The organism is Arthrobacter sp. 01T425 (assembly GCF_056398725.1).
Map to the genome: position 1 here is coordinate 780,790 of NZ_JBFTPY010000001.1, position 23,940 is coordinate 804,729.

23 protein-coding genes are annotated in these 23,940 nt (G+C 66.0%); 12 read left to right on the top strand and 11 right to left on the bottom strand.

Annotation, left to right across the window (positions count from 1 at the left end; all coding sequences use genetic code 11):
* Positions 1–26 precede the first annotated feature (26 nt).
* On the top strand, positions 27–431 hold the full coding sequence (locus AC1DNG_RS03690) for a type II toxin-antitoxin system VapC family toxin (protein WP_230011597.1): 405 nt from the start codon (positions 27–29) through the stop codon (positions 429–431).
* Positions 432–446: 15 nt separating this feature from the next.
* Here AC1DNG_RS03690 and AC1DNG_RS03695 read toward each other — a convergent pair whose 3' ends face one another.
* On the bottom strand, positions 447–1,862 hold the full coding sequence (locus tag AC1DNG_RS03695) for an aminotransferase-like domain-containing protein (protein ID WP_476886646.1): 1,416 nt from the start codon (positions 1,860–1,862) through the stop codon (positions 447–449).
* On the opposite strand from AC1DNG_RS03695, the gene AC1DNG_RS03700 reads away from it, so the two are divergent.
* Both AC1DNG_RS03700 and AC1DNG_RS03705 read left to right on the top strand, forming a co-directional pair.
* Positions 1,861–2,865 (top strand): DMT family transporter, encoded by a 1,005-nt coding sequence (locus tag AC1DNG_RS03700; protein ID WP_476886647.1) that lies wholly within the window; start codon positions 1,861–1,863, stop codon positions 2,863–2,865. The genes AC1DNG_RS03695 and AC1DNG_RS03700 overlap by 2 nt on opposite strands.
* A gap of 68 nt (positions 2,866–2,933) precedes the next feature.
* The gene (locus AC1DNG_RS03705; protein ID WP_476872638.1) at positions 2,934–3,608 is read left to right on the top strand and encodes an FMN-binding negative transcriptional regulator; all 675 of its coding nucleotides are present in this window, start codon (positions 2,934–2,936) and stop codon (positions 3,606–3,608) included.
* Between the two features lie 159 nt (positions 3,609–3,767).
* On the opposite strand, the gene AC1DNG_RS03710 is transcribed toward AC1DNG_RS03705, so the two are convergent.
* From AC1DNG_RS03710 to AC1DNG_RS03735, 6 genes are all read right to left on the bottom strand, one after another.
* Positions 3,768–4,169: a hypothetical protein gene (locus AC1DNG_RS03710; RefSeq protein ID WP_476886648.1), complete on the bottom strand. Its 402-nt coding sequence runs from the start codon at positions 4,167–4,169 to the stop codon at positions 3,768–3,770.
* A gap of 40 nt (positions 4,170–4,209) precedes the next feature.
* Complete coding sequence (locus tag AC1DNG_RS03715; RefSeq protein ID WP_476849520.1) at positions 4,210–4,932, bottom strand: SDR family NAD(P)-dependent oxidoreductase; 723 nt, start codon at positions 4,930–4,932, stop codon at positions 4,210–4,212.
* A gap of 20 nt (positions 4,933–4,952) precedes the next feature.
* Entirely contained in the window at positions 4,953–5,720 is a 768-nt protein-coding gene (locus AC1DNG_RS03720; protein ID WP_476849519.1) for an SDR family NAD(P)-dependent oxidoreductase, read from the bottom strand.
* The gene (locus tag AC1DNG_RS03725) at positions 5,710–7,098 is read right to left on the bottom strand and encodes an MFS transporter (RefSeq protein WP_243177850.1); all 1,389 of its coding nucleotides are present in this window, start codon (positions 7,096–7,098) and stop codon (positions 5,710–5,712) included. Before AC1DNG_RS03725 ends, AC1DNG_RS03720 begins: the two co-directional genes overlap by 11 nt.
* Positions 7,098–7,985: a polysaccharide deacetylase family protein gene (locus AC1DNG_RS03730; RefSeq protein WP_476849518.1), complete on the bottom strand. Its 888-nt coding sequence runs from the start codon at positions 7,983–7,985 to the stop codon at positions 7,098–7,100. Before AC1DNG_RS03730 ends, AC1DNG_RS03725 begins: the two co-directional genes overlap by 1 nt.
* A 100-nt stretch (positions 7,986–8,085) precedes the next feature.
* Entirely contained in the window at positions 8,086–9,105 is a 1,020-nt protein-coding gene (locus tag AC1DNG_RS03735; RefSeq protein ID WP_476886649.1) for an asparaginase, read from the bottom strand.
* A 287-nt stretch (positions 9,106–9,392) separates the two neighbouring features.
* Between AC1DNG_RS03735 and AC1DNG_RS03740 the strand changes: the two genes are divergently transcribed.
* Complete coding sequence (locus tag AC1DNG_RS03740) at positions 9,393–10,433, top strand: LacI family DNA-binding transcriptional regulator (RefSeq protein ID WP_476849516.1); 1,041 nt, start codon at positions 9,393–9,395, stop codon at positions 10,431–10,433.
* A gap of 214 nt (positions 10,434–10,647) precedes the next feature.
* Here the strand turns inward: AC1DNG_RS03740 and AC1DNG_RS03745 are convergent, their stop codons facing one another.
* Positions 10,648–12,093 carry a PucR family transcriptional regulator gene (locus tag AC1DNG_RS03745; protein WP_476849515.1) on the bottom strand — a complete coding sequence of 482 codons (1,446 nt, stop codon included), beginning with the start codon at positions 12,091–12,093 and terminating at the stop codon, positions 10,648–10,650.
* 228 nt (positions 12,094–12,321) lie between these two features.
* On the opposite strand from AC1DNG_RS03745, the gene pxpA reads away from it, so the two are divergent.
* From pxpA to AC1DNG_RS03775, 6 genes are all read left to right on the top strand, one after another.
* Positions 12,322–13,029, top strand: a complete 708-nt coding sequence (pxpA, locus tag AC1DNG_RS03750) for a 5-oxoprolinase subunit PxpA (protein ID WP_308288969.1) — start codon at positions 12,322–12,324, stop codon at positions 13,027–13,029.
* Positions 13,030–13,065: 36 nt separating this feature from the next.
* The gene (locus AC1DNG_RS03755; protein WP_028276237.1) at positions 13,066–13,305 is read left to right on the top strand and encodes an acetyl-CoA carboxylase; all 240 of its coding nucleotides are present in this window, start codon (positions 13,066–13,068) and stop codon (positions 13,303–13,305) included.
* Between the two features lie 2 nt (positions 13,306–13,307).
* Positions 13,308–14,660, top strand: a complete 1,353-nt coding sequence (locus tag AC1DNG_RS03760) for an acetyl-CoA carboxylase biotin carboxylase subunit (protein ID WP_476849514.1) — start codon at positions 13,308–13,310, stop codon at positions 14,658–14,660.
* On the top strand, positions 14,657–15,562 hold the full coding sequence (locus AC1DNG_RS03765; RefSeq protein WP_476856024.1) for a 5-oxoprolinase subunit B family protein: 906 nt from the start codon (positions 14,657–14,659) through the stop codon (positions 15,560–15,562). The genes AC1DNG_RS03760 and AC1DNG_RS03765 overlap by 4 nt, the downstream gene beginning before the upstream one ends.
* The gene (locus tag AC1DNG_RS03770; RefSeq protein ID WP_476858688.1) at positions 15,552–16,538 is read left to right on the top strand and encodes a 5-oxoprolinase subunit C family protein; all 987 of its coding nucleotides are present in this window, start codon (positions 15,552–15,554) and stop codon (positions 16,536–16,538) included. The genes AC1DNG_RS03765 and AC1DNG_RS03770 overlap by 11 nt, the downstream gene beginning before the upstream one ends.
* A gap of 228 nt (positions 16,539–16,766) precedes the next feature.
* Positions 16,767–17,051: a hypothetical protein gene (locus tag AC1DNG_RS03775; RefSeq protein ID WP_476858689.1), complete on the top strand. Its 285-nt coding sequence runs from the start codon at positions 16,767–16,769 to the stop codon at positions 17,049–17,051.
* Between the two features lie 3 nt (positions 17,052–17,054).
* On the opposite strand, the gene AC1DNG_RS03780 is transcribed toward AC1DNG_RS03775, so the two are convergent.
* The 3 genes from AC1DNG_RS03780 to AC1DNG_RS03790 form a co-directional block, all read right to left on the bottom strand.
* A complete protein-coding gene (locus AC1DNG_RS03780; RefSeq protein ID WP_476886650.1) occupies positions 17,055–18,266 on the bottom strand; it encodes an alanine racemase in 1,212 nt (403 codons plus the stop codon).
* A 113-nt stretch (positions 18,267–18,379) separates the two neighbouring features.
* Entirely contained in the window at positions 18,380–20,281 is a 1,902-nt protein-coding gene (locus tag AC1DNG_RS03785; protein WP_476886651.1) for a primary-amine oxidase, read from the bottom strand.
* Between the two features lie 35 nt (positions 20,282–20,316).
* On the bottom strand, positions 20,317–21,168 hold the full coding sequence (locus AC1DNG_RS03790) for an MIP/aquaporin family protein (RefSeq protein WP_476849506.1): 852 nt from the start codon (positions 21,166–21,168) through the stop codon (positions 20,317–20,319).
* A gap of 198 nt (positions 21,169–21,366) precedes the next feature.
* Between AC1DNG_RS03790 and AC1DNG_RS03795 the strand changes: the two genes are divergently transcribed.
* Together AC1DNG_RS03795 and AC1DNG_RS03800 are read left to right on the top strand one after the other, a co-directional pair.
* Positions 21,367–22,146, top strand: a complete 780-nt coding sequence (locus tag AC1DNG_RS03795) for a potassium channel family protein (RefSeq protein WP_476856030.1) — start codon at positions 21,367–21,369, stop codon at positions 22,144–22,146.
* A gap of 71 nt (positions 22,147–22,217) precedes the next feature.
* Positions 22,218–23,921, top strand: a complete 1,704-nt coding sequence (locus AC1DNG_RS03800) for an alkaline phosphatase D family protein (RefSeq protein ID WP_476886652.1) — start codon at positions 22,218–22,220, stop codon at positions 23,919–23,921.
* The last annotated feature ends 19 nt before the right edge of the window (positions 23,922–23,940 follow it).

The window sequence follows — 23,940 nt, forward strand, 5'->3', positions numbered from 1 at the left end:
TGTCCCCAGGAAAGGATCCAGTAACCATGACCCGATTCGTGATTGGCCCGGACGTTGCCCTTCATCTTGCCCTCGAAAGGTCGGCGGTTTCAGACGATCACCAGCTCGTGGCCCCGACGCTCCTCCGCTCGCAGGTGCTCTCGCTCCTGTACCAGTCAGTCCGGCGCGGCGACGTGACGCGAGCCGATGCCAATCGTCAGCTCGACTACATCCGGGGCCTTCGCATCCGGCTCCTCGGCGACCGCGTCCTGCAACGCACCGCGTGGAGCCTCGCCGAGGAACTTGGCTGGGATGACACCCTCGACGCCGAATACGTGGCCCTGGCCCGGCTTCAGGCAGACGCCTTTGTGACGCTCGACGCCGGGCTCGCCCGCTCCGTGCAGGGCCTCGTGACGCTCGCGGCACCTGAGGCGCTGCTCACTCCGCCATAGGGCGGCGGCGGCCGACTACCGCCCGGCGGGGCGTTCGAGCACCTGGCCGAGGATCCGCGCACCTTCCCTGAAAGCACCCGGATTGGGTCCGGCGAAGTTCAGCCGGATGAACGGTCCGGCCGGTTCGGCCGGGAACCACTCGGTACCGGCCGCGATGATGACCCCCGCGGCCTCGCAGTCCCCGACGAACTGGTCGACGTCGGTCCCGTCGGGAAGGCGGGCCCAGAGATTGAGTCCGCCCGTGGGCACGTGCTCCACGTGGGCCAGCGGGGCAAGTTCCCGCAGGCTGCTGAGCATGAGATCACGGCGGGACTGGAGCTGCAGCCGCAGTCCGCGCAGGTGCGTCTGCCATCCCGGCTGCGTCACGACGTCGAGGGCGGCCGCCTGGAGAACACCGCTGACATACATCGATTCGGCTCCCCGGTCGGCCAAAATGCGCTCACGCGCCGGGCCGCGGGCGATCACCGCGGCAATGCGTATGGCCGGGGACACGCTCTTGGTCAGCGAGCGGAGGTAGACGACGTGGCCGGAATCGTCGAGGCTGGCAACGGGCACGGAATCGGTGGCGATGCCGAAATCATGTGCCCAGTCATCCTCCACCAGGAACGCACCGTGTTCGCGCACCACGTCGAGCACCTGCTCGCGCAGACGGGCGGGCCATTGCGCGCCGGTGGGATTCGCAAAGTTCGGCTGCGCATAGAACACCCGCGCGCCGGTCTTCTCAAAGGCGCGGGCCAGGTCCTCGGGGTCCGGACCTTCGGGACCGCTGGGGACCGGAACAACACGGACACCGGACTGCGCCGCAGCCCGAAGCGCCCCCCAGTAGGTCGGGGACTCCACCAGCAGCGGCTGCCCACTGCCCACCAGCGCCCGGAACACGGAGCTGAGCCCGCTCTGGCTCCCCGGCAGCACAATCACGTCGCGTGGTGTTGGCGGGGTGACGCCTGCCGGGGTGGAGGCCCGGAGTTCGTGCGCGAACCAGGACTGCAGCTCGGGCAGGCCCGCGGCGGGCGGACGCGACAAGGCAGCCTCCCCCCGGGCTGCCCGGGTCAGGGCCGCCCTCACCAGCCGCTCGGGCAGGAGTTCCCGGTCCGGATAGCCTGAATGGAATGCGATGACATCGTTCGGCGCGTCGCGCATCGCTGTGGAGACGGGGCGCAGCGGCGCCCGCGGTGATCCCAGCGCCGTCGTCTGCCAGCCGTAGTCCGCGGGCCGGACGGTCCGCACGGCCCGCACGAACGTCCCGACGCCGGGGCGGCTCTCGATCAGGCCCTGCGCGGAGAGGGTCCGCAGGACCTTTTGCACGGTCACGGGGCTGGCCTGGTACTCGGCCACCAGGGAACGCGTGGAAGGCAGCCGGGCGCCCGGCGCGGCGGCCGCAATCCATTCCCGGAGCCGCGCCGCCATTAGCGAGGTGCTATCGTAAGACATGGAAGACAATAGTAGCGCTACTCAGGGAATCGATCAACCGTTATCGTCCCGGCCGGCAGTCGGACTGTGGTGGGGATTCGTCGGCGTCGCCGCATTCTCCTTCACTCTGCCGTTCACCCGGGTGGCGGTTGCGGGGTTGTCTCCGTTGTTCATCGGATCGGGCCGGGCTGTTGTCGCGACCGTTCTCGCCGCGTTCGCCCTCACTTTGACCCGGCAGCGCCTGCCCCGGGGAGCCCAGTGGGCGCGTATTGCGGTGGTCGCCGGCGGGGTGGTGATCGGATTCCCGCTGCTGACCTCCTTCGCCCTCACCTCGGTTCCCGCCAGCCACGGCGCGATTGTTATTGCGCTGCTCCCCGCGGCGACCGCAACGATGGCGGTCATCCGCGGCCATGAACGGCCGCCCAGGTCTTTCTGGGTGATCACCGGCGCGGGCGCAGTGGCGGCGATTGGTTTCGCCTCTGCGCAGTCCGGCGGCATCGGGCAACTGCAATTGGCCGACCTGCTGCTGTTCGGCGCCGTCCTCTCGGCGGCAATCGGCTACGCCGAAGGCGGACTGCTGGCCCGCGAACTCGGCTCGTGGCAGACCGTCTCCTGGGCCCTCGTTCTGTCCTCGCCGCTCATGGCCGGCATCGCGGCGTTCTCTATGGCCAGCCAGCCTCCCTCTGCTACTCCCGTGCAGTGGGCGGCCTTCGCATACTTGGGCGTCGTGAGCATGTTTTTCGGCTTCTTCGCCTGGTACCGCGGCCTGGCCATCGGACCCATGGCGCAGGTCAGCCAGATCCAACTCGTCCAGCCGGTCTTGAGCATCTGCTGGGCCGGGCTCATACTGGGCGAAGACTTGACCTGGGCGACCATCATCGGCGGCACGGCGGTCATCCTCTGCGCCGGCCTGGCCGTCCGCTCCCGGCCAAGTGCGGCGAAGGCGGCGGGAAGCAAAGCGGACGTGCTGGACAGCCCGAAGGACAACGCGAGGGACGCTGTGACAGTGAAACAATCCGGCTGATCTGATCACCTGCCCCGCCCCCGAAGCCGCCCAGCCCCAGACCGATCCGCAATCCGAATGGAAGTTCCGTGTACATCCCCGCACATTTCGCCGCCGGCCCCGATGCAGTCCGGCATCTGCTCACGCGCCCGTCCGCGGCCAACCTGGTCACCGCCACCGCGAAGGGCATGCTTGCCACGCTGTTGCCCTTCGTCTTCGACCCCTCGGCCGGTGAGCACGGCGCCCTGCACGCGCATCTGGCCCGCAACAACCCCCAATGGTCTGAACCCGCCCTCGGCGAATCGCTCGCCATTATCCAGGGCGCGGACGCCTACATCTCGCCGCGGTGGTACGCGTCCAAGGCGGAGCACGGACGCGTGGTTCCCACCTGGAACTACTCCACGGCCCACGTGTACGGCACCCTGGTCATCCACGACGATCCCGCCTGGCTCGCCAGCCATGTGAGGCGGCTGAGCAACCACAACGAGGCCGGCTCCGAGCGGCCCTGGACTGTCGAGGATGCCCCGGAGCGCTACATTGCCGGCCAGCTGCGCGCGATCGTCGGCGTCGAGCTTCTCATCACGCGGATCGAGGCGAAGCACAAACTCAGCCAGAACCGGCCCGACGCCGATGTTGACGGTGTGGTGGCCGGGCTGCGGGCCCGCGGTGACCTGGCAAGCGCCGCGGACGTCGAGAACGCACGTGAGGGCCGCGAGCAGATTCGCTGCCCGCACTCCGACTCCCCGGCCGGTCCTGCTTCCTGATCCTGGCACCGGCTGCGCCTGCATCCTGATGGCCGAAGGCTGACCCCGGCACCTGGGCCCGCCCGGCCGTTTCGCTAGGTTTTCGCTACGAATTCGGGCCGGCGCCGCGGAAAAGGTCAGGCGCTACGGGGATCCCCGTAGCGCCTGACCTGTGGCGTGTCACGTGTCCGTTTCCGTAGCGGAATCCTGTGCCATCTCGTGGCCGAGGTTCATCACCCGGCGCGCCAACTCCCCCGGGTCCGGTTCCCCGGCGCCCAGCGCCCCCGTGCTCAGTTCACCCGCTCCCAGTTCACCCGTGCCCAGTTCACCCGCTCCCAGGTTCCCGGCGGCACGCAGGTCTTGCCGCTGCAGCCCCGGCCTGCCCAGCAGGACAGCGGACCACAGCGCCTGCACGGTTGATACGGCCACTGTGGCTCCCGTCGGTCCCGCGACCAGCCAGCCGCCGCTGGTCGCGGCCACTTTCGGGGCTCCCGGCCAGGATTTGCTGGCACCATTGATCGTTTGGGCGACGATCAGGTGCTGCCGCAGCGTTCTGACCGGGCCCAGGACGGGATCGCTCACCACATTTCGTCCGCACGCACCGCACATGTGAGCGTCCCTCCTAGGGCATGACGTCGCCGGAATTGGGCCCGAGTGTCTGCCCCACGTACAGGTTGCCGCCGGGATCGCTGGCCAAAAGCAGCGCCGTCGGGGCAACTTCGGCCGCCAGCCCGAAGCGCAGCAGCGGCAGCCCGGCACGCTTCGCCGCTTTCCACTCTTCCGAGATGCCGTCAACCAGGGGCGTTTCGATGGGTCCCGGGGCAATGTTGTTGACCAGCACGTTGTCGGCGGCAGTTTCCAGGGCCAGGGCCTTGGTCAGCCCCACGACTCCGGCTTTGGCGGCACTGTAGTGGCTGAGCCCGGTGCCGCCCTTGATGGCCAGCTGGGAGGCGATGTTGATGATCCGGCCCCACTTCTGCTGCCGCATCTCCCCCACCACCTCCCGGCAGCAGAGGAAGACACCGGTCAGGTCAACGGCAATCGTCTCGTTCCACATGGCAAGTGTCATGTCTTCCAGCGGCGATTCCGTCAGCAGGCCGGCACTGTTCACAAGAATGTCGATGCTGCCGAGCCGGGACCGTGCTGCGGCAAAGGCCGCCTTCACGCTCGCCTCGTCTGAGACGTCGACGGCGATGCTTCCCGCCGCGCCCGACCGGTCCAGGATGGCGACTCTGTCGCCGTTGGCGGTGAAGGCCTCGGCGATGGCCTTGCCGATGCCGCTGGCTCCGCCCGTGACCACAACGGCGCGGCCCTCCGTGTTTCGGGAGGCGTCAGGGTTGTTCATGTTTGTCCTTCCGAGGCTTTTCAGGCACGCATCTTGATGGTGAGGCCGCCGTCAACAATCAGGGACTGGCCCGTGACGTAGACAGCGTCATCGGAGGTCAGGAAGCCGATCACGCTGGCAACTTCCTGGGGCCGTCCGACGCGGCCCCAGGGGATTTCCAGACCGGCGCGCTGCAGGCCCTCGGGCCCGAGGGAATTCACCGGATCCAGGGACTGGGGAGTTTCGATCAGTCCGGGGATAACGGCGTTGGCGCGGATGCCGCGCGGCCCCAACTCGGCGGCCACACTGCGGATCAGGCCGAGCACGCCGGCCTTGGCGGCCGCGTAGTGGGCATGTTCCTCCCAGCCGTAGACGCCGCCGGCAATGGAGGATACGGCAACCAGCGATCCGCCGTCGGTCATCTTCGCGGAACCGGCGCGCAGGGTCCGCATCACGCCGGTGAGGTCGACGTCGAGCATGTCGTGCCAGCGCTGGTCGGTCATCTCCGCCAGGGGCGAGTTGCGCAGGATTCCGGCGTTGGCCACGGCGTAGTCCAGGCGGCCGTATTCCTGTATGGCGCGGTCGGCGAAGGCATCGACTGACGGGGTACTGCGGACGTCCACTTCGTGGATGACCCCCTGGCCGCCCGCGTCCTTCACGAGGCGAAGGGTTTCCTCCGGGTCGTGCGGGTCGCCGGGAAAGGTTCCGATGACAGAATGCACGCCGCGGTGGGCGTAGTGGACCGCGAGGGCCCGTCCAATGCCGCTGGCCGCTCCGGTGATCACGGCCACCCTGTTCTCAGGCGTCATGGGGGTGGTCCTCGAGCAGGGCTTCGACCGGCGGCTTCGCGGCGATCATCAGCAGGCCGGAGAAAAGGGTTCCGGCCGCGCCGACCCACAAGGCTGCAGCACCGGTTCCTACGCTGGCGGCCGCTAGCGTGAACAGGAAACCACCGAGAATGGTGCCGGGCTGGCTCATTGCGCCGATAAAGGCTGTGCCGGTGGCACGGCAGCTGACAGGGTAGCACTCCGCCATGAAGTACTGGATCGCGGCGTACGGTCCGACCAGGAAGAACAGTCCGGCGCCGTAGGTGACGATGATCATGAAGGGGTCCGTGGCAAGGGGGCTGAGCATGATGGCGAAGGAGATGCCGGAGATAATCCAGCCTCCGATGATGGTCCGCTTGCGGCCGATCTTGTCACCGAGCCACCCATGGAAGACATAGCCGAAGTACGCCAGCCCGTTGATGACGATCAGCATCCAGAAGGCGTCAGAAAGTTCCACACCCTTGGCGTTCTTCAGGACAGAACTGCCGAGAATGCTGAAAATAAGGATGCCGAAGAAGTTGAAGATCCAGGCCAGCGACAAGACGATCGTATTCCGGCGCAGGTGCGGCTCCCAGATGCGCTTGAGCGGGGCCGCGGAGGAGTGCTCGACGCCGAAGGCGTGGGCCAGGGAATGGGCTTCCTCGGTCTTGCCGCTCTTCTCGAGTTGGGTCAGCTTGTGGTGCAGTTCGAACTGCGGCGTCTCCTTCAGTTTCTTTGCGATGACCCACACGATGATCGCGGCCGGAACGGTCGCCATCAGGTACAGGGCGCGCCAGCCGAGGGACGGGAGGAAGACGAGGGCGAGGGCGCTCGCAAGCAGGAAGCCCAGCGGCCAGCCACCCTGGATGAAGGAGTAGTGGAAGCCGGGGCGCTTGCGCTTATCCGCGACTTCGGTGACCTGGTAGACCTCGTTCATGTAGGTGGCGTTGACGGCCTGCTCCGAGAACCCGAGCCCGCCGAAGGAACGGACCAGCACCAGCAGACCGTTGCTGAGGAACGGGATCCCGGTCGGAATCAGGGCCGTCAGGCCCGAGACAATGGCGGTCCCGCCGATAGTGGTCATCATGCCCTTGCGGCGGCCGAGCCGGTCAATGACCGGGCCGATTCCGAAGCAGACGATCGCGGTGCCGACGGCGATCCAGGTGTTGATTGCGTACGCTTCGGTCGCGGTCCAGCCGAACTCCTGCTGCATGGCTGGCAGGAGGGTGCCGAAAAGTCCGAAGTCGAACACGGCGACCGTCCAGGCACAGAGCGCCAGGACGGTGGCGACGGTTGTGTGGTGCTTGGAGAATACCGGGAAGCGGCGTTTTTCGTCCGGTCCGGGTTGCGTCAGATCGACGGCGGGCTGCTGGATGGTCATTACTGGTTTTCCTTTCGGGGGCTGCGGGCGAGGAAGGAGTCCGCGATCTGGTCGAACTTCAGCCAGCTGACGCCTTCGTGGGAATTGATGTGTTCGATGAGGCGCTCGAGCATGAGCAGCACTTGGGGGCGGCCCGAGACATCCGGATGGATGGTCATGGTGAAGACGGCCTGATCCATTTCCCGGTACACCCAGTCGAACTGGTCGCGCCACATTTGTTCGACGTCCCGGGGACTGACGAATCCGTGGGAGTTCGGGGCCGCCTTGATGAACATCATGGGAGGCAGGTCGTCCAGGTACCAGTTGGCCGGGATCTCGACGAGGTCGGTTTCGGTGCCCCTGACCAGCGGCTCCATCCAGGTTTCCGCGGCCTTGGTGTAGTCGATCTTCTTCCAGCTGTCGCCGACCCGGACGTAGTAGGGCTCGAAGTCCTTGTGCATCAGGGAGTGGTCGTATTTGATCCCGCGTTCGAGCAGGATCTCGTTGGTGACCGGGGAAAATTCCCACCAGGGAGCAACGTAGCCCGTGGGCCGACGGCCGGAGACTTTCTCGATGAGTTCGATCGACCGGTCCAGGATGGCCGTCTCCTGCTCGCGGGTCATGGCGATGGGGTTTTCATGCGAGTACCCGTGCACGCCGATTTCGTGCCCGGCGTCGACGATCATCCGCGTCAGGTCCGGGAAGGTCTCGATCGAGTGGCCCGGCACGAACCAGGTGGCGGGCAGGCTGTACTTCTCGAAAAGCCGGATGAGCCGAGGGCCGCCGACCTCGCCGCTGAACAAGCCGCGGGAGATATCGCAGGGCGAGTCCTCGCCCCCGTAGGAGCCGAGCATTCCGGCAACTGCGTCCACGTCCACGCCGAACGCGACTTGGATGTCCTTAGTCATGAGATCAACCTTTCACTGCGCTTTTGTTGAGGTTTGGCTTCTTGTTGAGGTTTGTCTTTGGGCTGTGGATTGTTGGTGAGGCTCGGATGTTGGGCGGCAACTAGTCAGGAAGCGTGCCCCTCCGGGCGAAGGCCTCCGCGATCCCGGCGGCGGGAGTGCCGAGCCTGAGCAGAAGGCTCAGCAGGACAAGCGATTGGGATGGCTTGAGCAGCCCGGCGGGGATGGCACCGGCAGCGCGCAGGTCCTCGCCGCCGCCGTCGCCGTACCGGGGCACCACGGCACCGGCATCCACCCGGGTGCTCGTCACCACCACGACGCCGGCAGCGGTGGCGCGCGCGACTTCCTGGCACAGCACGCGGTTAGCGTTGCCCGTTCCCGTCCCCTGGAGCACGATCCCTGCCGCCCCGGCCTGGAGGGCAGCCCGCAGGAGGGTGGCGTCTGCTCCGGGGTAGGCAGCAATGAGGTCCACGCGCGGCGAACCGGCGTCCGCGCCCGGCAGGGGCAACGGGGGAAGGCCTGGTCGTACCGGCTGGATCTCGACCTCGCCGGAGTCGGACACCGATCCGACGGTTCCGAAGTCCGGGTTGGCGAAGGCATCGAGGCTGGTTGTGTGGCGCTTGCGCACTCCGGCCGCAGGGAAGATGGTCCCGGCAAAGGCCAACAACACACCGGTTCCGCGCGCCCGCGGAGAACCGGCGACGGCGATGGCGCGGGAGAGATTGCCGGGTCCGTCCGGGGAGTCGGCGTCGGCAGCCTGCTGCGCTCCGGTGAATACGACCGGGCGGGGATCATCGTGGGTGAGGTCAACGAGATAGGCCGTTTCCTCCATCGTGTCCGTCCCGTGGGTGACCACGACGCCCAGAACCTGCGGGTCGGCCAAGGCCTCCCGAATCGTGGCGCAGATGGCGATCATGTCCTCGACTGTCAGCAGGTACGAGCCCTTCCGGAAAACGTCGAACACGCGGACCGGATGGGCCGCTGGCACGCCCATGCTGGCAAACACCTGCTCCCCCGTGTCGGACGCCACCGCGGCTCCGCCGGCCTCGGACGCACGTGAAGAAATCGTTCCTCCCGTGGCCAGCAGGACCACGTGGGGGCCAACTAAATCTGTGACGGTCATGTCCACTCCGTTTGTTCTGTAACTGTTTCCGCACACTTACCCAATCGATTGGGTTGGTGGTTAAAAGTTATTCCTGCCATGTTTCCTGCAGATGCTCCCGGAAGTTTCAGGGGGGTAAATACTTCGCCGCCGGCTCCCGGGATTCCGTCTACCCAATCGATTGGGTACGCCGTTTGATTGACTATAGAATGTGAGGTGGGACACGTCAAGAGTGCCTGGACCAGAGATCCGGGCATTATCAGGCACTCTTGGTGATGACGACCTTTTGAGCTGAGGCAGGGGACTGAATGGAAGAAAGCACGGCCGATGGCCGCACCATCACGCTGAAGGATCTCGCGAGCGAGCTCGGAATCCACCCCTCGACCGTATCCAGGATCCTGCACTCGGGCTCCGAAGTGGCGCGCGGGGCAGCCTCTGTAGCTACCGCCGAACGCGTGCGCGAGCTCGCGCGGAAGCGCGGCTACTCCCCCGACCCGCAGGCCGCCGGCCTGCGGACGCGGCGCACGCATCTCATGGGCGTGATAGTTCCCCGGCTTTCGGACCTCGTTCTGGCGATTATGTACGAGGGCATCGACGAAGCCGCGGCGGAGCTCGGCTATTCCACGTTTGTTATGAACTCGCGCGATGAGCCCGAGGAACAGCGCCGCAAGACGGACTCCATGCTGGCCCGACGCGTGGACGGGCTGATCATCGGCGACGCACACCTGGACAGCGGCCTGTTGCGGGAGCTTGCCTCCCGGAAGGTGCCGTTCGTGCTCATGAACCGGCGCGTCCCGGGCTTCCCGTCGGCCACCTGCGACGACGTCCTTGGCGGCGAGCTTGTGGCCGACCACCTGTGGGGCATGGGGCACCGGGACGTCGCCGTGATCGCCGGCGAGCCCTATGCCAGCACGGCCGTCGACCGGACGGCCGGTTTCGTGGACCGCTGGCGCGCGCTGGGCGGGAAGATTCCCCCTGACGCCGTTGTGTGGTCCCGATTCGACACCGGCGGAGGACGGGAAGCGGCCGAGACCATCCTGGCTCACGGCAACTCCCACCCGACTGCACTGTTCGCCGTCAACGACTTCGCGGCCATCGGCGCCATGGGAGCCCTGCGGTCCCATGGCCTCGGCGTCGGCCGCGACGTGGCGGTGGTTGGCTTCAATGACACCTCGCTGGCCGCGGAACTGCCCATCCCACTCTCTTCGGTCCGCTCGCCCATGCTTGATATCGGGCGGACGGCGGTGCAGCTCCTCAAGGGCGTCCTGGACGGCCGGGAGGTCGAATCGGTCAGGCTGGAGCCGGTCCTGTGCGTGCGGGAAAGCAGCGGCTTCGGCATCGCGGTGTGACACTGCAAAAGAATCCTCCAGTCAGTCGAATCAGTGAGTGGACTCGGGAGGCCATGCGGGCACGCGCCGTCCGTCAATCCGTAGCCCAACCGTGCAGGCTCCACGCCCATGAGTTGAGGAGCCCATGACTTGAGAGTAGTGACCCGGGTCACAGCGTCCTATCGGAGGTTCGCCCAAGATTGGGGCGACTTTTAGTGCAAACTGCCCAGTCCCTTTAGCGGGCGGCCGCAACGATGCCGAGGGCGAGCATGCACGTGGCGCGGACTTCGCCATCGGACAGGTCCAGTTTCAGCAGCTCCTCGATTTTCCGCAGCCGGTAGCTGAGCGTATTCCGGTGGATGAAGAGTTCATCGCAGATCTTCGCGGAGTTCCCGCTGTGGCGCAGGTACGCGCCGAAGGTCTCCCGCAGCGAGCTGCCGCCGTCGGAGGCCAGGGGCGCCAGCAGCCGTTGGCACATCGCAACCAGACCCGGACTGGGCAGTCCCTGCACAATGCCGGCGAGATCTGCCAGCGGCGCCTGGTGCACCCCGGGCCGTCCCACATGACGGCGGGCAAGCTGAAGCGCCAGCGGCAGTTCGCTGAGGCCCGCGGATTCCGAGACGATGACGGACAGTTCCGGGGCGTCCGTAAAGAATCCGCGCGCAGCATCCAGTAAGTCGGCCGCCGAGTGCCGGTGCTGCAACAAGAGAGTCGTGAGTCCGGCCTCTTCCATGAACCGCACAGTGCCGAACCCGGCCTGTAGACCCACCCGGGCGCGCCATGCGATGGCGCGCAGCTTTGCGGGGGCCACCTCTTCTGAGCTGCCGATCAGCACCGCACCCCAGTCGCTGTCAGGATCGAAGCCGGACTCGAGGGCGTAGCGGCGCAGCGGCGTGGACGGCTCGCCGCGGTCCTCATAAAGGGCCTCCATGAAGCGTGCGGCTTCCCGGGAATGCAAGGGCGAATGGGACCCGAGGGTATAGCTAAGCTGCATAGCGATGACGGCGGCCACGGGGCCCAGAATGGGCTGCAGCACAATGTTGCTCCCGATCCCCTCAATGGCAAGCCTGAACTGCTCGGACTCGCCGCTGGGAAGGCGCAACGCGGTCCGCGCGGTCCCGCCGTGAGCCGCTCCCGCGGAAACAAGCTCGAAGGCGTTCTGGTCGATCACGGCCACCCTCGCATCGATGGCATCCGCCACCCTCTCCAGGACCTCCGCCAGGGAATGCCCGTCGGCCGCCAACCGGGTGCATTGGTCCGCCAGTTCCCAGCCCTTCCGCAACTCCTCATAGCGCTCGGCAGCGATGACCCGCTCCACGTGCCGCATGACCAACACAAAGGGCACCTGCGGCGCGAGCTCCAGCAGCGGCAGGCCGTGCACCTCGCAGGCACGGAGCAGGCCGGCCGGCAGCTCGCTGTGCGCCGCGCCCAAGCCGAACGCCAGCCCTGAGACGGGGACGGAAACCAGCCGTTCCACGTAGGCGTCCCAGGTCCTGAAGTCCTTGACGTTCAAGCCCATGCCGTTGGTCAGCACCAGGGCGTTCACGCTGAGGAAGGGCGTGGGGTCCATGTGTTCGGTGGGAGCGCACCAGGTGATGGGCCGGGCCAGTCGGCCCTCGCCGCCCGCAACCCGAAGCCGGATGTTGAGATCGGCGTTGTCTGCTAAATCAGAAATTCGCACGGGGCCCTCCCACTACGGCGGGCGTCCCCCACCGGACAGTGCAATAACCATAATTGATGCCCGCAGATTCAGCGACCTGCACAATATCGGGCACGTGAATTGCTGAGTAGCGTTGCACCCATGCAACCCAATGTGACTCCCGACACTTCTTCAGGCACCTCAGCCCACGCCTCTCCCTTCAGCGCTCCCCCCGCCTCTCCTTTCGGCGCTCCCCCCGCACAACGGAGGGTGCTCTTGAACTCCGATATGGGCGAAGGCCTTGGCCTCCACGAGTTCGGCAACGACGAAGAACTCATGCGCATCATCGACGTCGCCAACGTGGCCTGTGGGTATCACGCCGGCGATCCCGACGTCATGGAACGGACCGTGGCGTTGGCTGCTGAGCACGGCGTGGCGGTCGGAGCGCACCCCGGCCTGCCGGACATTGTGGGGTTCGGACGCCGCCGAATGGTTCTCACCCCGGCCGAGGTCGAATCGATCATCTTGTATCAGACCGGAGCCCTGACGGCGTTCCTCGCAAAGTACGGGCTGGAACTGAACCACATCAAACCCCACGGTTCCCTCTACGGCATGCTGGCCGGCGACGAGGAACTGATGCAGGCTGCCGCCGGCACAGCCTTGCAGTTCGGCGTTCCGTTTTTCGGGCTCGCGGGGACCGCCCACGAAAGCGTGTGCCGGTCCATGGGGGTGGATTTCGTGCCCGAACTCTATGTTGACCTCAACTACGGCCCGGCCGGTGAGCTGCTGATCCAGCGCCGCCCGGCGCCCACCGATCCCGACGCCGCCGCCGAGCGTGTCAGCAGGGCGCTGGCCGGCAAGCCCGTCCTCGCCGTTGACGGCACCGAGCTGGACATCCGGTTCCAAAGCATCTGCGTCCACTCCGACGCACCCAATTCTGTCGCAGTGGCCACCGCAGTGCGTGCGGTCCTGGGCTGAACCGATCTATCCAAACCATCTGAAAGAGAGCATCCCGTGGCAACCATCGTTTCCCCGCTCCCCGGCGTCTTTTATCGCAAGCCCGGCCCCGGCAAGCCGCCTTTCGCCAATGAAGGCGACGCCATCGAGGTCGGACAGACCCTCGGCATTATCGAAATCATGAAGCAGTTCACCGAAATCCAGTCCGATGTGGCCGGCACCCTGGAGTCGTTTGAGGTCAACGAGGGCGACATGGTCAACCCAGGCGACGCAATCGTCGTCGTCCGGGAAGGATAGCCATGAAGAAACTGCTCATCGCCAACCGCGGCGAGATTGCCGTTCGCATCGCCCGGACCGCCCGTGAAATGGGCATCGAAACATTCGTGGTGGCCAGCGAAGCCGACGTCGAATCCTTGGCTGCCCGGTCCGCTGACCACGTCGTCGTGGTGGGTCCGGCGCCTGCCACCGCCAGCTACCTGAACCAGGACGCCATCGTCGCCGCGGCCGTGGACAACGGCTGCGATGCCGTCCACCCGGGCTACGGGTTCCTCTCCGAGAATGCGGACTTCGCCCGGAAGGTCGCTGATGCGGGCCTGATCTGGGTGGGGCCGCGTGCGGACGCCATCGCCATGATGGGCAATAAGTCCTTGGCGAGGGAATCGGCCCGGAAGGCTGGCGTCCCCGTGCTCCGTGGCTCGGACGGCCCCCTCGATCCGGCGGCCGACGCCGTAGAAATCGCCCGCAGCATCGGCTACCCGCTCGTGATCAAGGCTTCCGCCGGTGGCGGCGGCCGGGGCATCCGCTTTGTGCACAGCGAAGGCAAGCTTCTGGAATCCATTGAGCAGACACGCGGCGAAGCGGCTGCTGTCTTCGGCGATCCCACCGTTTACCTGGAACGCTTTGTCCAGCATGCCCGTCACGTGGAGGTACAGGTCCTCGGCGATGGAACAAACTTCATCCATCTCGGCGACCGCGACTGCTCCATGCAACGGCGCTCCCAGAAGGTCATTGAAGAAGCACCGGCGCCGGACCTCCCGGACCACGTCCGCCAGAGGATCCGGGATTCCTCCGTGGAACTCGCCCGCGAGTGCGGCTACAGCGGCGCCGGAACGGTCGAATTCCTCTATGACCCGGTCAACCATGAAGCGGCGTTCATCGAAATGAACACCCGTATCCAGGTTGAGCACCCGATCACCGAGCAAATCACGGGCGTCGATCTGATCCGCGAACAGCTGCAGATCGCGTTCACCGGGGCGATGTCCCTCCGCCAGGACGACATCGCATTCAATGGCCACTCCATCGAATGCCGTATAAATGCCGAGGACCCCGACCACCACTTCTTCCCCAGCCCTGGCCTCATCACGGCCATGGACTGGCCCGCCGGCGCAGGCGTCAGGGTGGACACCGGGGTGGAGACCGGTTCCACGGTCACTCCGTACTACGACTCCCTGATGGCCAAGCTGATTGTGCATGCGGACACCCGCGAAGCGGCCATTGAGGCGATGCTGACGGCCCTGGATGAGACCCGCATCGAAGGCGTCAAAACCACCATCCCGGTGCACAAGAAGCTGCTGAGCCGGCCCGAATTTGCGGCCGTCACCCACCACTCGAAATTCCTTGAAACCGTCCCCGATCTGATGGAGGCACAATGAGCAGCCCGGAACCCGCCGTGTTGGAGGCCCGTTACACCTGGGGCGGAGACGAATTCCTGTTCGTTGAGGTCGCAGAGTCCATGAGCCTGGCCGCCAACTTCCGGGTGATGTCCATAGCAGCGAAGCTTTCGGCCATGCAGCTGCCCGGCATCGTGGACATCTGTCCCGCCAACGCCTCGCTGCTGGTGCGGTTCGATCCCGATGTCCTGCCGCCGTCGACCCTTGAAGAGACCGTCCGGACCATTGAAGGGGATCTGGCGCACCATCACGACCATTCGCTGGAAACCCGGATCGTCGAGGTCCCGGTCTGGTACGAAGACCCTTTCACGGCGGAAGTGGCCGAGCGATTCCGCGAAGGATTCCATCAGGAGCCCGGCGGCACCGACATTGACTACGCAGCCAAGGTCAACAACCTCAAGGACGCCGCCGAATTCATTCAGCGCCACCATGAGCAACCATGGCTTGTCTCCATGGTTGGCTTCGTCGCAGGCCTCCCGTTCCTCTTCCAGCTGGTGGAGCAGGAAAAGCAACTCGAAGTACCCAAGTATCTGAGTCCGCGCACCGACACCCCCAAACTGACCGTGGGCCACGGCGGCTGCTTCGGCTGCATTTACTCCGTGCGCGGTGCCGGCGGCTACCAGATGTTCGGGGTCGCTGCCGCGCCCATCTTCGATCCTGCCCAGTCCCTGGCCGATTTCAAGGACTTCATGGTGTTCTTCAAGCCGGGCGACATCGTGAAGTTCAAGCCCGTCACCGAGGCCGAATACAACACCATCCAGTCTGAGATCTCCGCCGGAACGTTCCGCTACCGGCAGGTGCCCGTGACATTTGATCTGTCCAGGGCGCTGGCGAATCCCGCGGGCTACAACCAGGAACTCATGGAGGCCCTCAATGGCGTTTGACATCAAGAACCCCGGCCTGGCCACCACAGTCCAGGACCAGGGACGCACCGGCCACTACAACGTGGGCATCCCGCAGAGCGGTTCCCTGGACCAATACTCGGCCGAACTCGGAAATGCCCTGGTGGGCAACACCGCCAAGGAAGCCGTCCTCGAATGCACGTACCTGGGCCCGGTGCTGACCACCGACCAGGATGCCGTCGTCGCCGTCACCGGGGCACCGGTTGAGGTCAAGGTCAACGGCGACGCCCGGCCCCAGTGGACCCGGCTCCAGCTGAAAGCCGGCGACGAACTCAGCTTCGGGGTCATCCGGGGAGGCACGCGCTACTACATCGCCGTTCAGGGCGGCATCGATGTTCCTGAGGTGCTCGGCAGCCGGTCCACCTACAGCCTGGGCGCGATCGGCGGGTTCCAGGGCCGCAAGCTGGAGGCCGGTGACCAGATTCCGGTGGGCGCCCCGCTCAACGCCGGAGCCCTGCCCGACGCCGATACAGTTCCGGAGGAATTCCGTCCCCTATTCGCCAAGGAACAGGCCGTCCGGATCGTCCTGGGCCTTTACGACCACCGGCTCACCGACGAAGGACTGGACAATCTCCTCCACAGCGAGTGGAAGGTGACCCCGGTGGCTGACCGGATGGGGCTGAGGTACTCAGGTCCCGGGGTGCAGTGGAAGGAGCGGGAGCAGCCATTCGGCGCCGGTTCCGACCCGTCCAACATTGTTGATGCCGGATACGCTGTCGGCTCCATCCAGATTCCCGGCGGCACCCAACCGATCATCCTGCACCGCGATGCCGTCTCCGGCGGCGGTTACGCCATGGTGGGCACGGTCATCAGCGCCGACATGGATCTGGTGGCCCGGGCCGCCCCCGGCACATCCACCAGGTTCGTGGCAATCAGCCTGGACGAGGCCCTTGTGGCGCGCAAGGAACTCGCCGAGCTCAAGAGGAACGCCCGTGCGGCCATCGGCGCCGGCGGCTGAGTAGCGGCCGGCGGCTGAGTAGCGGCCGGCGGCTGAGTAGCGGACCGGCGGACTAGGGCGAACGGACCGGCACACGAACCTTGTGCTTCTGTGCCCGCGGGTCCTTACTGGTGGGAGGAGACCAGGCCGCCCGCCACCAGGGCGCGACATCGCAAGGATCCAGCTCCCGGTTCAACGGTTGGGGCGGCAGGCGCTCCAACCGTCGAACCTGGATCTAGGAGGATGGACATGTTCGCTCGCGTCAGCACGTATCAGCCCGGCCCGGACAGCTCCGGGGCACCCACAGACGACACCGTCAACCGGGTGCTCCAGCTGCCGGGATGCCTGGGCATCTATTACCTGCTGGGGAAGGACAGCAAGTCACTGTCAATCACGCTGTGGGAGGACGAGGCGGCTCTCGCCGGCAGCGAACAGGCCGCCGCCAAGATCCGCGCCGAGACCAGTGCGGAGCAGCACATGGAGATCCTGGGCGTGGAGGAATTCCAAGTGCTGACCCGGCAGCTCAAGGATTGAGCGTCAGGACGGGGCGTAGCCAAGGGCCAGGGACGACCGGCGGAAGTCGGTCTGCCACACGTCCGTGTCCTGCCCGTCGGCGTCGGTGAGGACGTAGTCGGGCCAGCGGTCAAACGCGGAACAAGGATGGGATATCCCGAAATCCACGGTATCGGTGACATCCACTCCGGACACCCCGGTGAGCACCGCGTGATGGTCGAAGAGATTGCGCACCACTGCGGTTGCGCCGGGCCTAAGGGCTCCCTCCGCGGTCCGGACCGAGAGAACGCTGGGCAGTCCGGCGTCGTAGGGAAGGTCCCTTTTGCCGGCTCCGACGACGGCCATCCCGTCTTCGGGCGTGGACAGGACGATCGCGCGAACCGACAGCGCCGGAATCAGTCCCGGAACGGGGCTGACGGCGGCATAGGTGCCGTGGTCGTGGGTGACGTAGCAGCCCGATCGGAGAAGAATTCGCGTTCCGGGCACCTGGCCGCGGTCGGGAAGGAACTCGACCACGCGGTCCGGGAAGGCCGACCCACCCATAGAGTAGATGGGAGTGGCGGTCTCAAAGAACTCCGCCGCTTCCAGATAGACGTCCCGCACCAGCCGGCAGTGCCGGTCAACCGCAGTGACCGTATCCTCAGCGCGGCTGTTGGGCACGACGCCTTCATACCCGGCAACACCCACCAGCCTCAGTCCCGGCGTGGCACGGACCAGCCCGGCCAGGCGCAGACCCTCGGACAGGCTGCGGATGCCGGTGCGCCCGCCGGGGGTTCCGACGTCGATCAGCACCTCCAGGTCGGCCGCCGCGCCATCGAAGATCTCGGCAGCCACCTTCACGCCTGCTGCCGAATCGACGAAGCAGCGGATTTCCCGGGCGGGATCTTCCTCCAGCCAGGCACGGACACGCGTTAGCCCGGACCTGTCGACGATCTCGTTGGCGACGAGGACGCGCTGATGACCCCAGCGCAGTGCCGAGGCGACTTGATCCACGGTGGCGACGGTGACACCGACGGCGCCGGCCGCCAACTGCCGCTCGATGATTGGTGCCGACATCGTTGTCTTGACGTGCGGCGCGAGATCCACGCCCCGCTCCCGGCACCACGCCGCCATGACCCGGATGTTGTTCTCGAGGGCAGCGCTGTTGAGCCGCAGTTGCGGATACGCCGGCGCCGTGAGGGGCGTTGCCGCGAAGTCCGCATCGGTTCCGTCCGATCTTCCGCTCAGCCTGCTCACACGTATCCCCTGTTCTTCGGTCCCAAAATGCTGCCTCGACTCCGACAAATCTACTGGACTGACGTGTCTACTGGAGTGACGTGCCTCTGGCGGCACGCCCTGGCCCGGGCCGCCTAGACGTCCAGCGCCGGGTTCCGGTCGAAGAAGCCGGCCGGCTTGAGCCAGAACGCGACTGTGTCCACCGGCATGACCGGCCACTCCTCCGGCCGTGGGATGTGGTGAATACCGAAAACGTACCAAAGGACGACGTCGGTGTTTTCCACGGACCGCCCCTGCCGCACCCATTCGGGCATTCCCAGCCCGCCTGTGCCCTGGTTCACGAACTCGCCGGCCGGCCAGCGTTCGGCGGCATCGTTGGGCGTCACCCATACCGTGTGCCCAATGACCTCCGCACGCTGGAAAACCGGAGATGCCGGGTCAAAGAACGACGGGAAAGCTGCGCCGGGCACCAGCTTGTACGACACCGGGGTCCCGAGCCCGTTGACCGAGTTGTCGTTCGTCACCGTCCAGGCCCGCTGGGTCTCCCAGGAGTAGTCGTCGTGCCCCTCGGTCGTGATGGGGGTCTTGTCCTGATGCAGGGCGAGCCCGTACGGATTGTCCGGACCCATCGGGACCATCGCGGTTTCCGAACGGTAAACGGTATTTGCGGTGCCGTCGATGTCCAGGTCGAGCCGGGCCACGAGGAAGTGCTGGTGGAAGGGTGCGTAGGTCCGGTTGTCCACCAGCGTTCCGCTCGGATGCTGCTGGCCCTCGCCGAAATGGCTGACCACCATGATGCCGGTGGCCCTCACCTCGCACTCAATGTTCCCGTCCTGGTAGAAGCGCCAGTACACCAGGTATTCGTAGTTGGCCACGGTGACATGGAAAGAAATCACCAGTCGACGTATCCGGCGCACTTCCATGCCGCCGTCGTGGTCGATGTGCTTCCACAACACCGCCCCATCCTCTTCGTGGATGCAGATGGCGTTCCTGATGGTGTAGGGCTCCCCCGCAGAATTGTGCATGACCGCATCCAAATACCGGATTTCCCCGAGGCAGTCGCAGCCCAGTTCCAGCGACGTCGTCATGAATCCCAGACCCCATTCGCCGACGTCGAACGCGGTGCGCCGGTAGTGGTCATCGCTGGGATCCCGGTAGGGAACGGCCATTTCGGCGAAGGACAGGCGGTTCGCGATCGGCCGTTCGCGGCCGCCGTCGCGATAGCTGACCCGGTGCAGCGTCAGCCCTTCGCGGTAGTTGAACCCGACGCGCAGGGACCAGTTCTGCCAGCTGATCCTGTTGCCGTCCATCTGAAAGGAAACGCCTTCGGGCTGGACAATGTCCAGCGGCTTGAGCGGTTCGCGGGTGCTAGCGTCGCGGAGCCGGTCCGGGATCAGCGCCGGGACATATTCGCCCATGATCTCGGGACGGTCCACCGCAAAAGTGTCCTCGATGTCCAGCAGCTCCATGGACGCCAGGTCAATGACGCAGTGGAACCCGTTGACCGGCCCCGCATACGGGTTGGCGCCCGCACGGGCACGGACCCACGTGTCGGACCAGCCGATCCGGCGCCCCTGGTGCTTCTCCGGGATCATTGACAGGCCATAGGTCCACACGTCCATGAAGACCAGGGACAGATCATTGATGCCGCGCTTGGCAAGCGCGGCGATCACCTGCGGGTGGCTGCGCAGCGCTGCGTCAGCTTCTTCCCACTCGTCGACGGTCATGTTCGCCTGAACGCCAGGGAAATGGGTGAAGGAGAGGACAACCCCGTGGGTCAGCGATAGCCGCGCCTGGTAGGTCTTGTTGGAGGACCGTTCGAAGCAGTTCACGCCGACGATCCGTTCCGGAGCCGGCGCGCCGGCATCGGCTTCGAAGGCGGCGACGGCAGCCTTTTCCGGTTCGATCAGCTCGATGGCTGCCAGCCGCCACGCCGGAAACGTGACGCCCTGTGCGCTGGCGAGCAAGGACGCAGCTGCAAGGAACTCGTCCTCGCCCAGCGGATCCAGCGGATGAGACGGTGCGGCCCTTCTCACGGCGCTCTCCTTCTGCGGGTCACGTTCACGGCCCGCTACGGCTTCTCTTCCTCGGCGGCCTCGGTGAAGAGGGCACCCTGCGCGGCTCCCGAGCCCGACCTCCCGCCGCCCGCTCCGCGCAGGATGAATGCGATACCGACGGCGGCCGCCGCGCCGACCAGCGGCCCGGCGACATACACCCAGTAGTCGCTGAAATTTCCGCTGGCGAGATCCGGCCCGAACGTTCGTGCCGGATTCATCGACGTGCCGGAGATGGGGCTGCCCCACAGGCCTGCCAAGGCAATGTATGCGCCGACACCGAACGCCCCAAACAGCCCGACGTTCTGGGCCCCGGAGGCGGTTCCCAGGATGACGCTGACCAACACCATCGTCAGCAGTGCCTCCATCAGGAACGCGGCGCCGGCCGAATAGCCAGCCGCCGGATAGTTTGAACCGTAGGTGGCGGAGACCCCGATCACGCCCTGCAGCAGCAGACAGGCGAGCGTCGCTCCAATGAGCTGAACGACGATGTAGGCCGGCACCCGGCGCCACGGGAAGTCACCGCGGAGCGCGAACGCAATGCTGACCGCAGGGTTCAGATGCGCGCCCGAGATCTTGCCCATGAACAAGATGATGCCCATCACCATCAGGCCCGGAGCCACCACTGCCGCCGTGCGGCTGATGACACCGGGGAACGCCTGGCCCATCATGCCGCCGCCGGCCGCGACGACCACGAGCAGGAACGTGCCGTATAACTCCGAGAACAGGCGCCGCCATTCCTGGCGCGGATCATTAAAGTCCTCAATCCGCTGCAGGACGCTTTGCTCCACTATTTCAAGTATGTTGGGTATGACGTCGTGATGCGCGTGGTCCCGGCGAGCGCCGTCTTTGTCCTGATTTGCCGCCATGGCTGTCCGCCTCCGCAGGTTCTGGCCATGTGGTCTGCCGTGCCCAGCCTCGGTCTGCCACCTCAGAAGGCCAATGTACCGCTGACGGCGACAGTTGTCAGCGCTCCGCGGGTGGCTCGCTGCCAGCGGGTGGCTCGCTTAGGGTCAGTGTGGCAATTTCGTAAGGACATCCGAGGGACAAAGTCCTAGCATTCAGCCATGAGGCAAGAAACCTGGCAAAAGTATTCCGAGTGGCCCCTCGTCGGTGCGGCTTTTGTTTTTCTGGCGGCCTACTCCATCCTCGTCATTGCAGAACCGCCGCAGCCCTACGCCGACCTTCTCGGAATCGTCGTGGGGTCAACGTGGGTCGCCTTCGGCGCCGACTACATTGTGAAGTTGCTCCTGGCGCCCCAACGGGGCCGGTGGTTCGTCCGCCACCCCTTGGACCTGCTCATGGTGGTGCTCCCCGTTGCGCGGCCGTTGCGGCTCCTGCGTCCGTTCACCTTGCGCCGGGTCATGGAACGGGCCCCGGGCACCGCCATCAGGACCCGCGTCCTGGCCTACGTCATTGTCTCCGCAGTCCTCCTGCTCTACACGGTCGCCCTGAGCGTCTTCAATTTCGAAAAGGGCGCCCCGAACGCGAATATCACCTCGATGGGCGACTCGTTGTGGTGGGCAATTGTCACCATCACAACGATCGGCTATGGCGACTACTACCCCGTAACCGTTCCGGGCCGGTGGGCTGCGGCCACGCTGATGGTCGGCGGGTTTGCAGTCCTGAGCATGGTCACGGCGGTGGTGTCCTCCTGGCTCGTTGAAAGTGTGACGGCAGCAACCAATCTGCGGAGGCGATCGGACGAAGGCATCGGCAGCGAGGAACGTGCCCGCCTCGTGGCCCAGATCAGCAGGCTCCATGACCAGCTGGCCCAGGGACCGGGCGATTCCGGCAGTACCCCGGCCCTCGGAGGGGCACCCAAGGAACCGCCTCAGGGGCATTGACGCTGCCTCCGTTGCGCTTGGACTTTCCTGACGCCATGGCCGCAACCGGCCGGAGCGGGTACAACTGTTTCATGACCACCCCTTCCCTGGTGCTTGGCCCTATGGTGCGGTACGTGGATGAGACGTCGGCGAGTGTCTGGGTGGAGACCCAAACCGCTGCCCGGATTTCCATCCGTGCCGGCGGCCGGGGCTGGGAGGCCCGCACATTCGCAGTTCACGGCCACCACTACGCGCTGGTGGAATTGGACGGGCTGGAGCCCGGCACGGTGACGCCATACGCGCTCGATATCAACGGAACGCAGGCCTGGCCCGACCCCTCATCCGGGTTTCCGCCGTCCATGATCGCCACACTGGCCACCGGTAAGCCGCTGCGGATGGCATACGGCTCCTGCAGGACCAGTGTCCCGCACGATGCATCCGGCAACCGGACCCATGGCGTCGACTCACTGCGCGCCTATGCGCTGAAGATGGCCTCCGGCGGAGACTTGCCGTGGCCGGATCTTCTGGCCTTCCTCGGAGATCAGGTGTACGCGGACCTGACCAGCGAACAAATGCAGGAGTTCATCCGCGGCCGGCGCGACATCAAGGCACCCCCCGGCGAAGAGCTCAAGGACTACGAGGAATACGCCCACCTGTACTTTCTGGCCTGGTCAGACCCGGCGAACCGATGGCTGCTGTCGACCCTGCCCAGCGCCATGATCTTCGATGACCACGACATCCGCGACGACTGGAATACGTCGCTGAGCTGGAAGAAGAAGATGGAGGCGACCTCGTGGTGGCGTGGGCGGATCGTCGCGGGACTGGCCTCGTACTGGGTCTACCAGCATCTGGGGAACCTGTCACCGCAGGAACGGGCTGAGGATGCCGTGTGGCAGCGGATCATCGGGCACACAGGCGGGGATGAGCTCGATGTGGGCGCCGAGCTGGACAGCTTCGCGGAGCGGGCTGATCGGGACCCCAAATCCTACCGGTGGAGCTACTGCCGCGACTTCGGCGACACCCGGCTGATCGTGGTCGACTCCCGCGCAGCCCGGGACCTGACGCCGGACGACCGGGCGCTGGTCGATGCGGTGGAAATGGCGTGGCTGGACGACCGGATGCAAGGCGGCTTCCGCCACCTGCTCGTGGCGACGTCCCTGCCTTTCCTGTTGCCGATGGGCCTGCACTACGTCGAGTCGTGGAATGAGGCCGTCTCTGAGGGCGCGTGGGGTAACCGTGCCGCCTGGGCCGGCGAGAAGCTGCGCCAGGCGCTGGACCTGGAACACTGGGGCGCATTCCAAAACAGCTTCCGGGAACTGGCGGCCATGGCCAGCGAAGTCGCCGACGGCAAACGCGGCCCGGCACCGGAAACAATCACCTTCCTCTCCGGGGACGTCCACTACTCCTACGTTGCGGAGGTGGAGCGTGCCTCGGGCAGCCGGATCCTGCAGGCCGTCTGCTCCCCCATCCGCAACCCGTTGCCCCGCCTGATGAGGTCCTTCGCGGCCATCATGTCCTACGGCCTGGCCACCCCGGTGGGCGCCTTGGTCGCGCGCTCCGCCAAGGTGCCGGACCCGCCATTCCACTGGTCCGGCATCCGGGGGCCCTGGTTCCAAAACAACGTGGCCTATCTGGAGGTGGTACCGGAAGGGCTGAAATTGTGGTGGCAGACCGGGGTGGTGGACGACGGCGACCACCTGAATCCGAGGCTGGAACGCGTCGCCACCCTCACGGTGTCTCCGCGGAGCGCGCACGACCCCGTCCAGGGACAGCAGGGGCAACAGCGAAACGCATGACGCGAGTTTCTAGTGATCC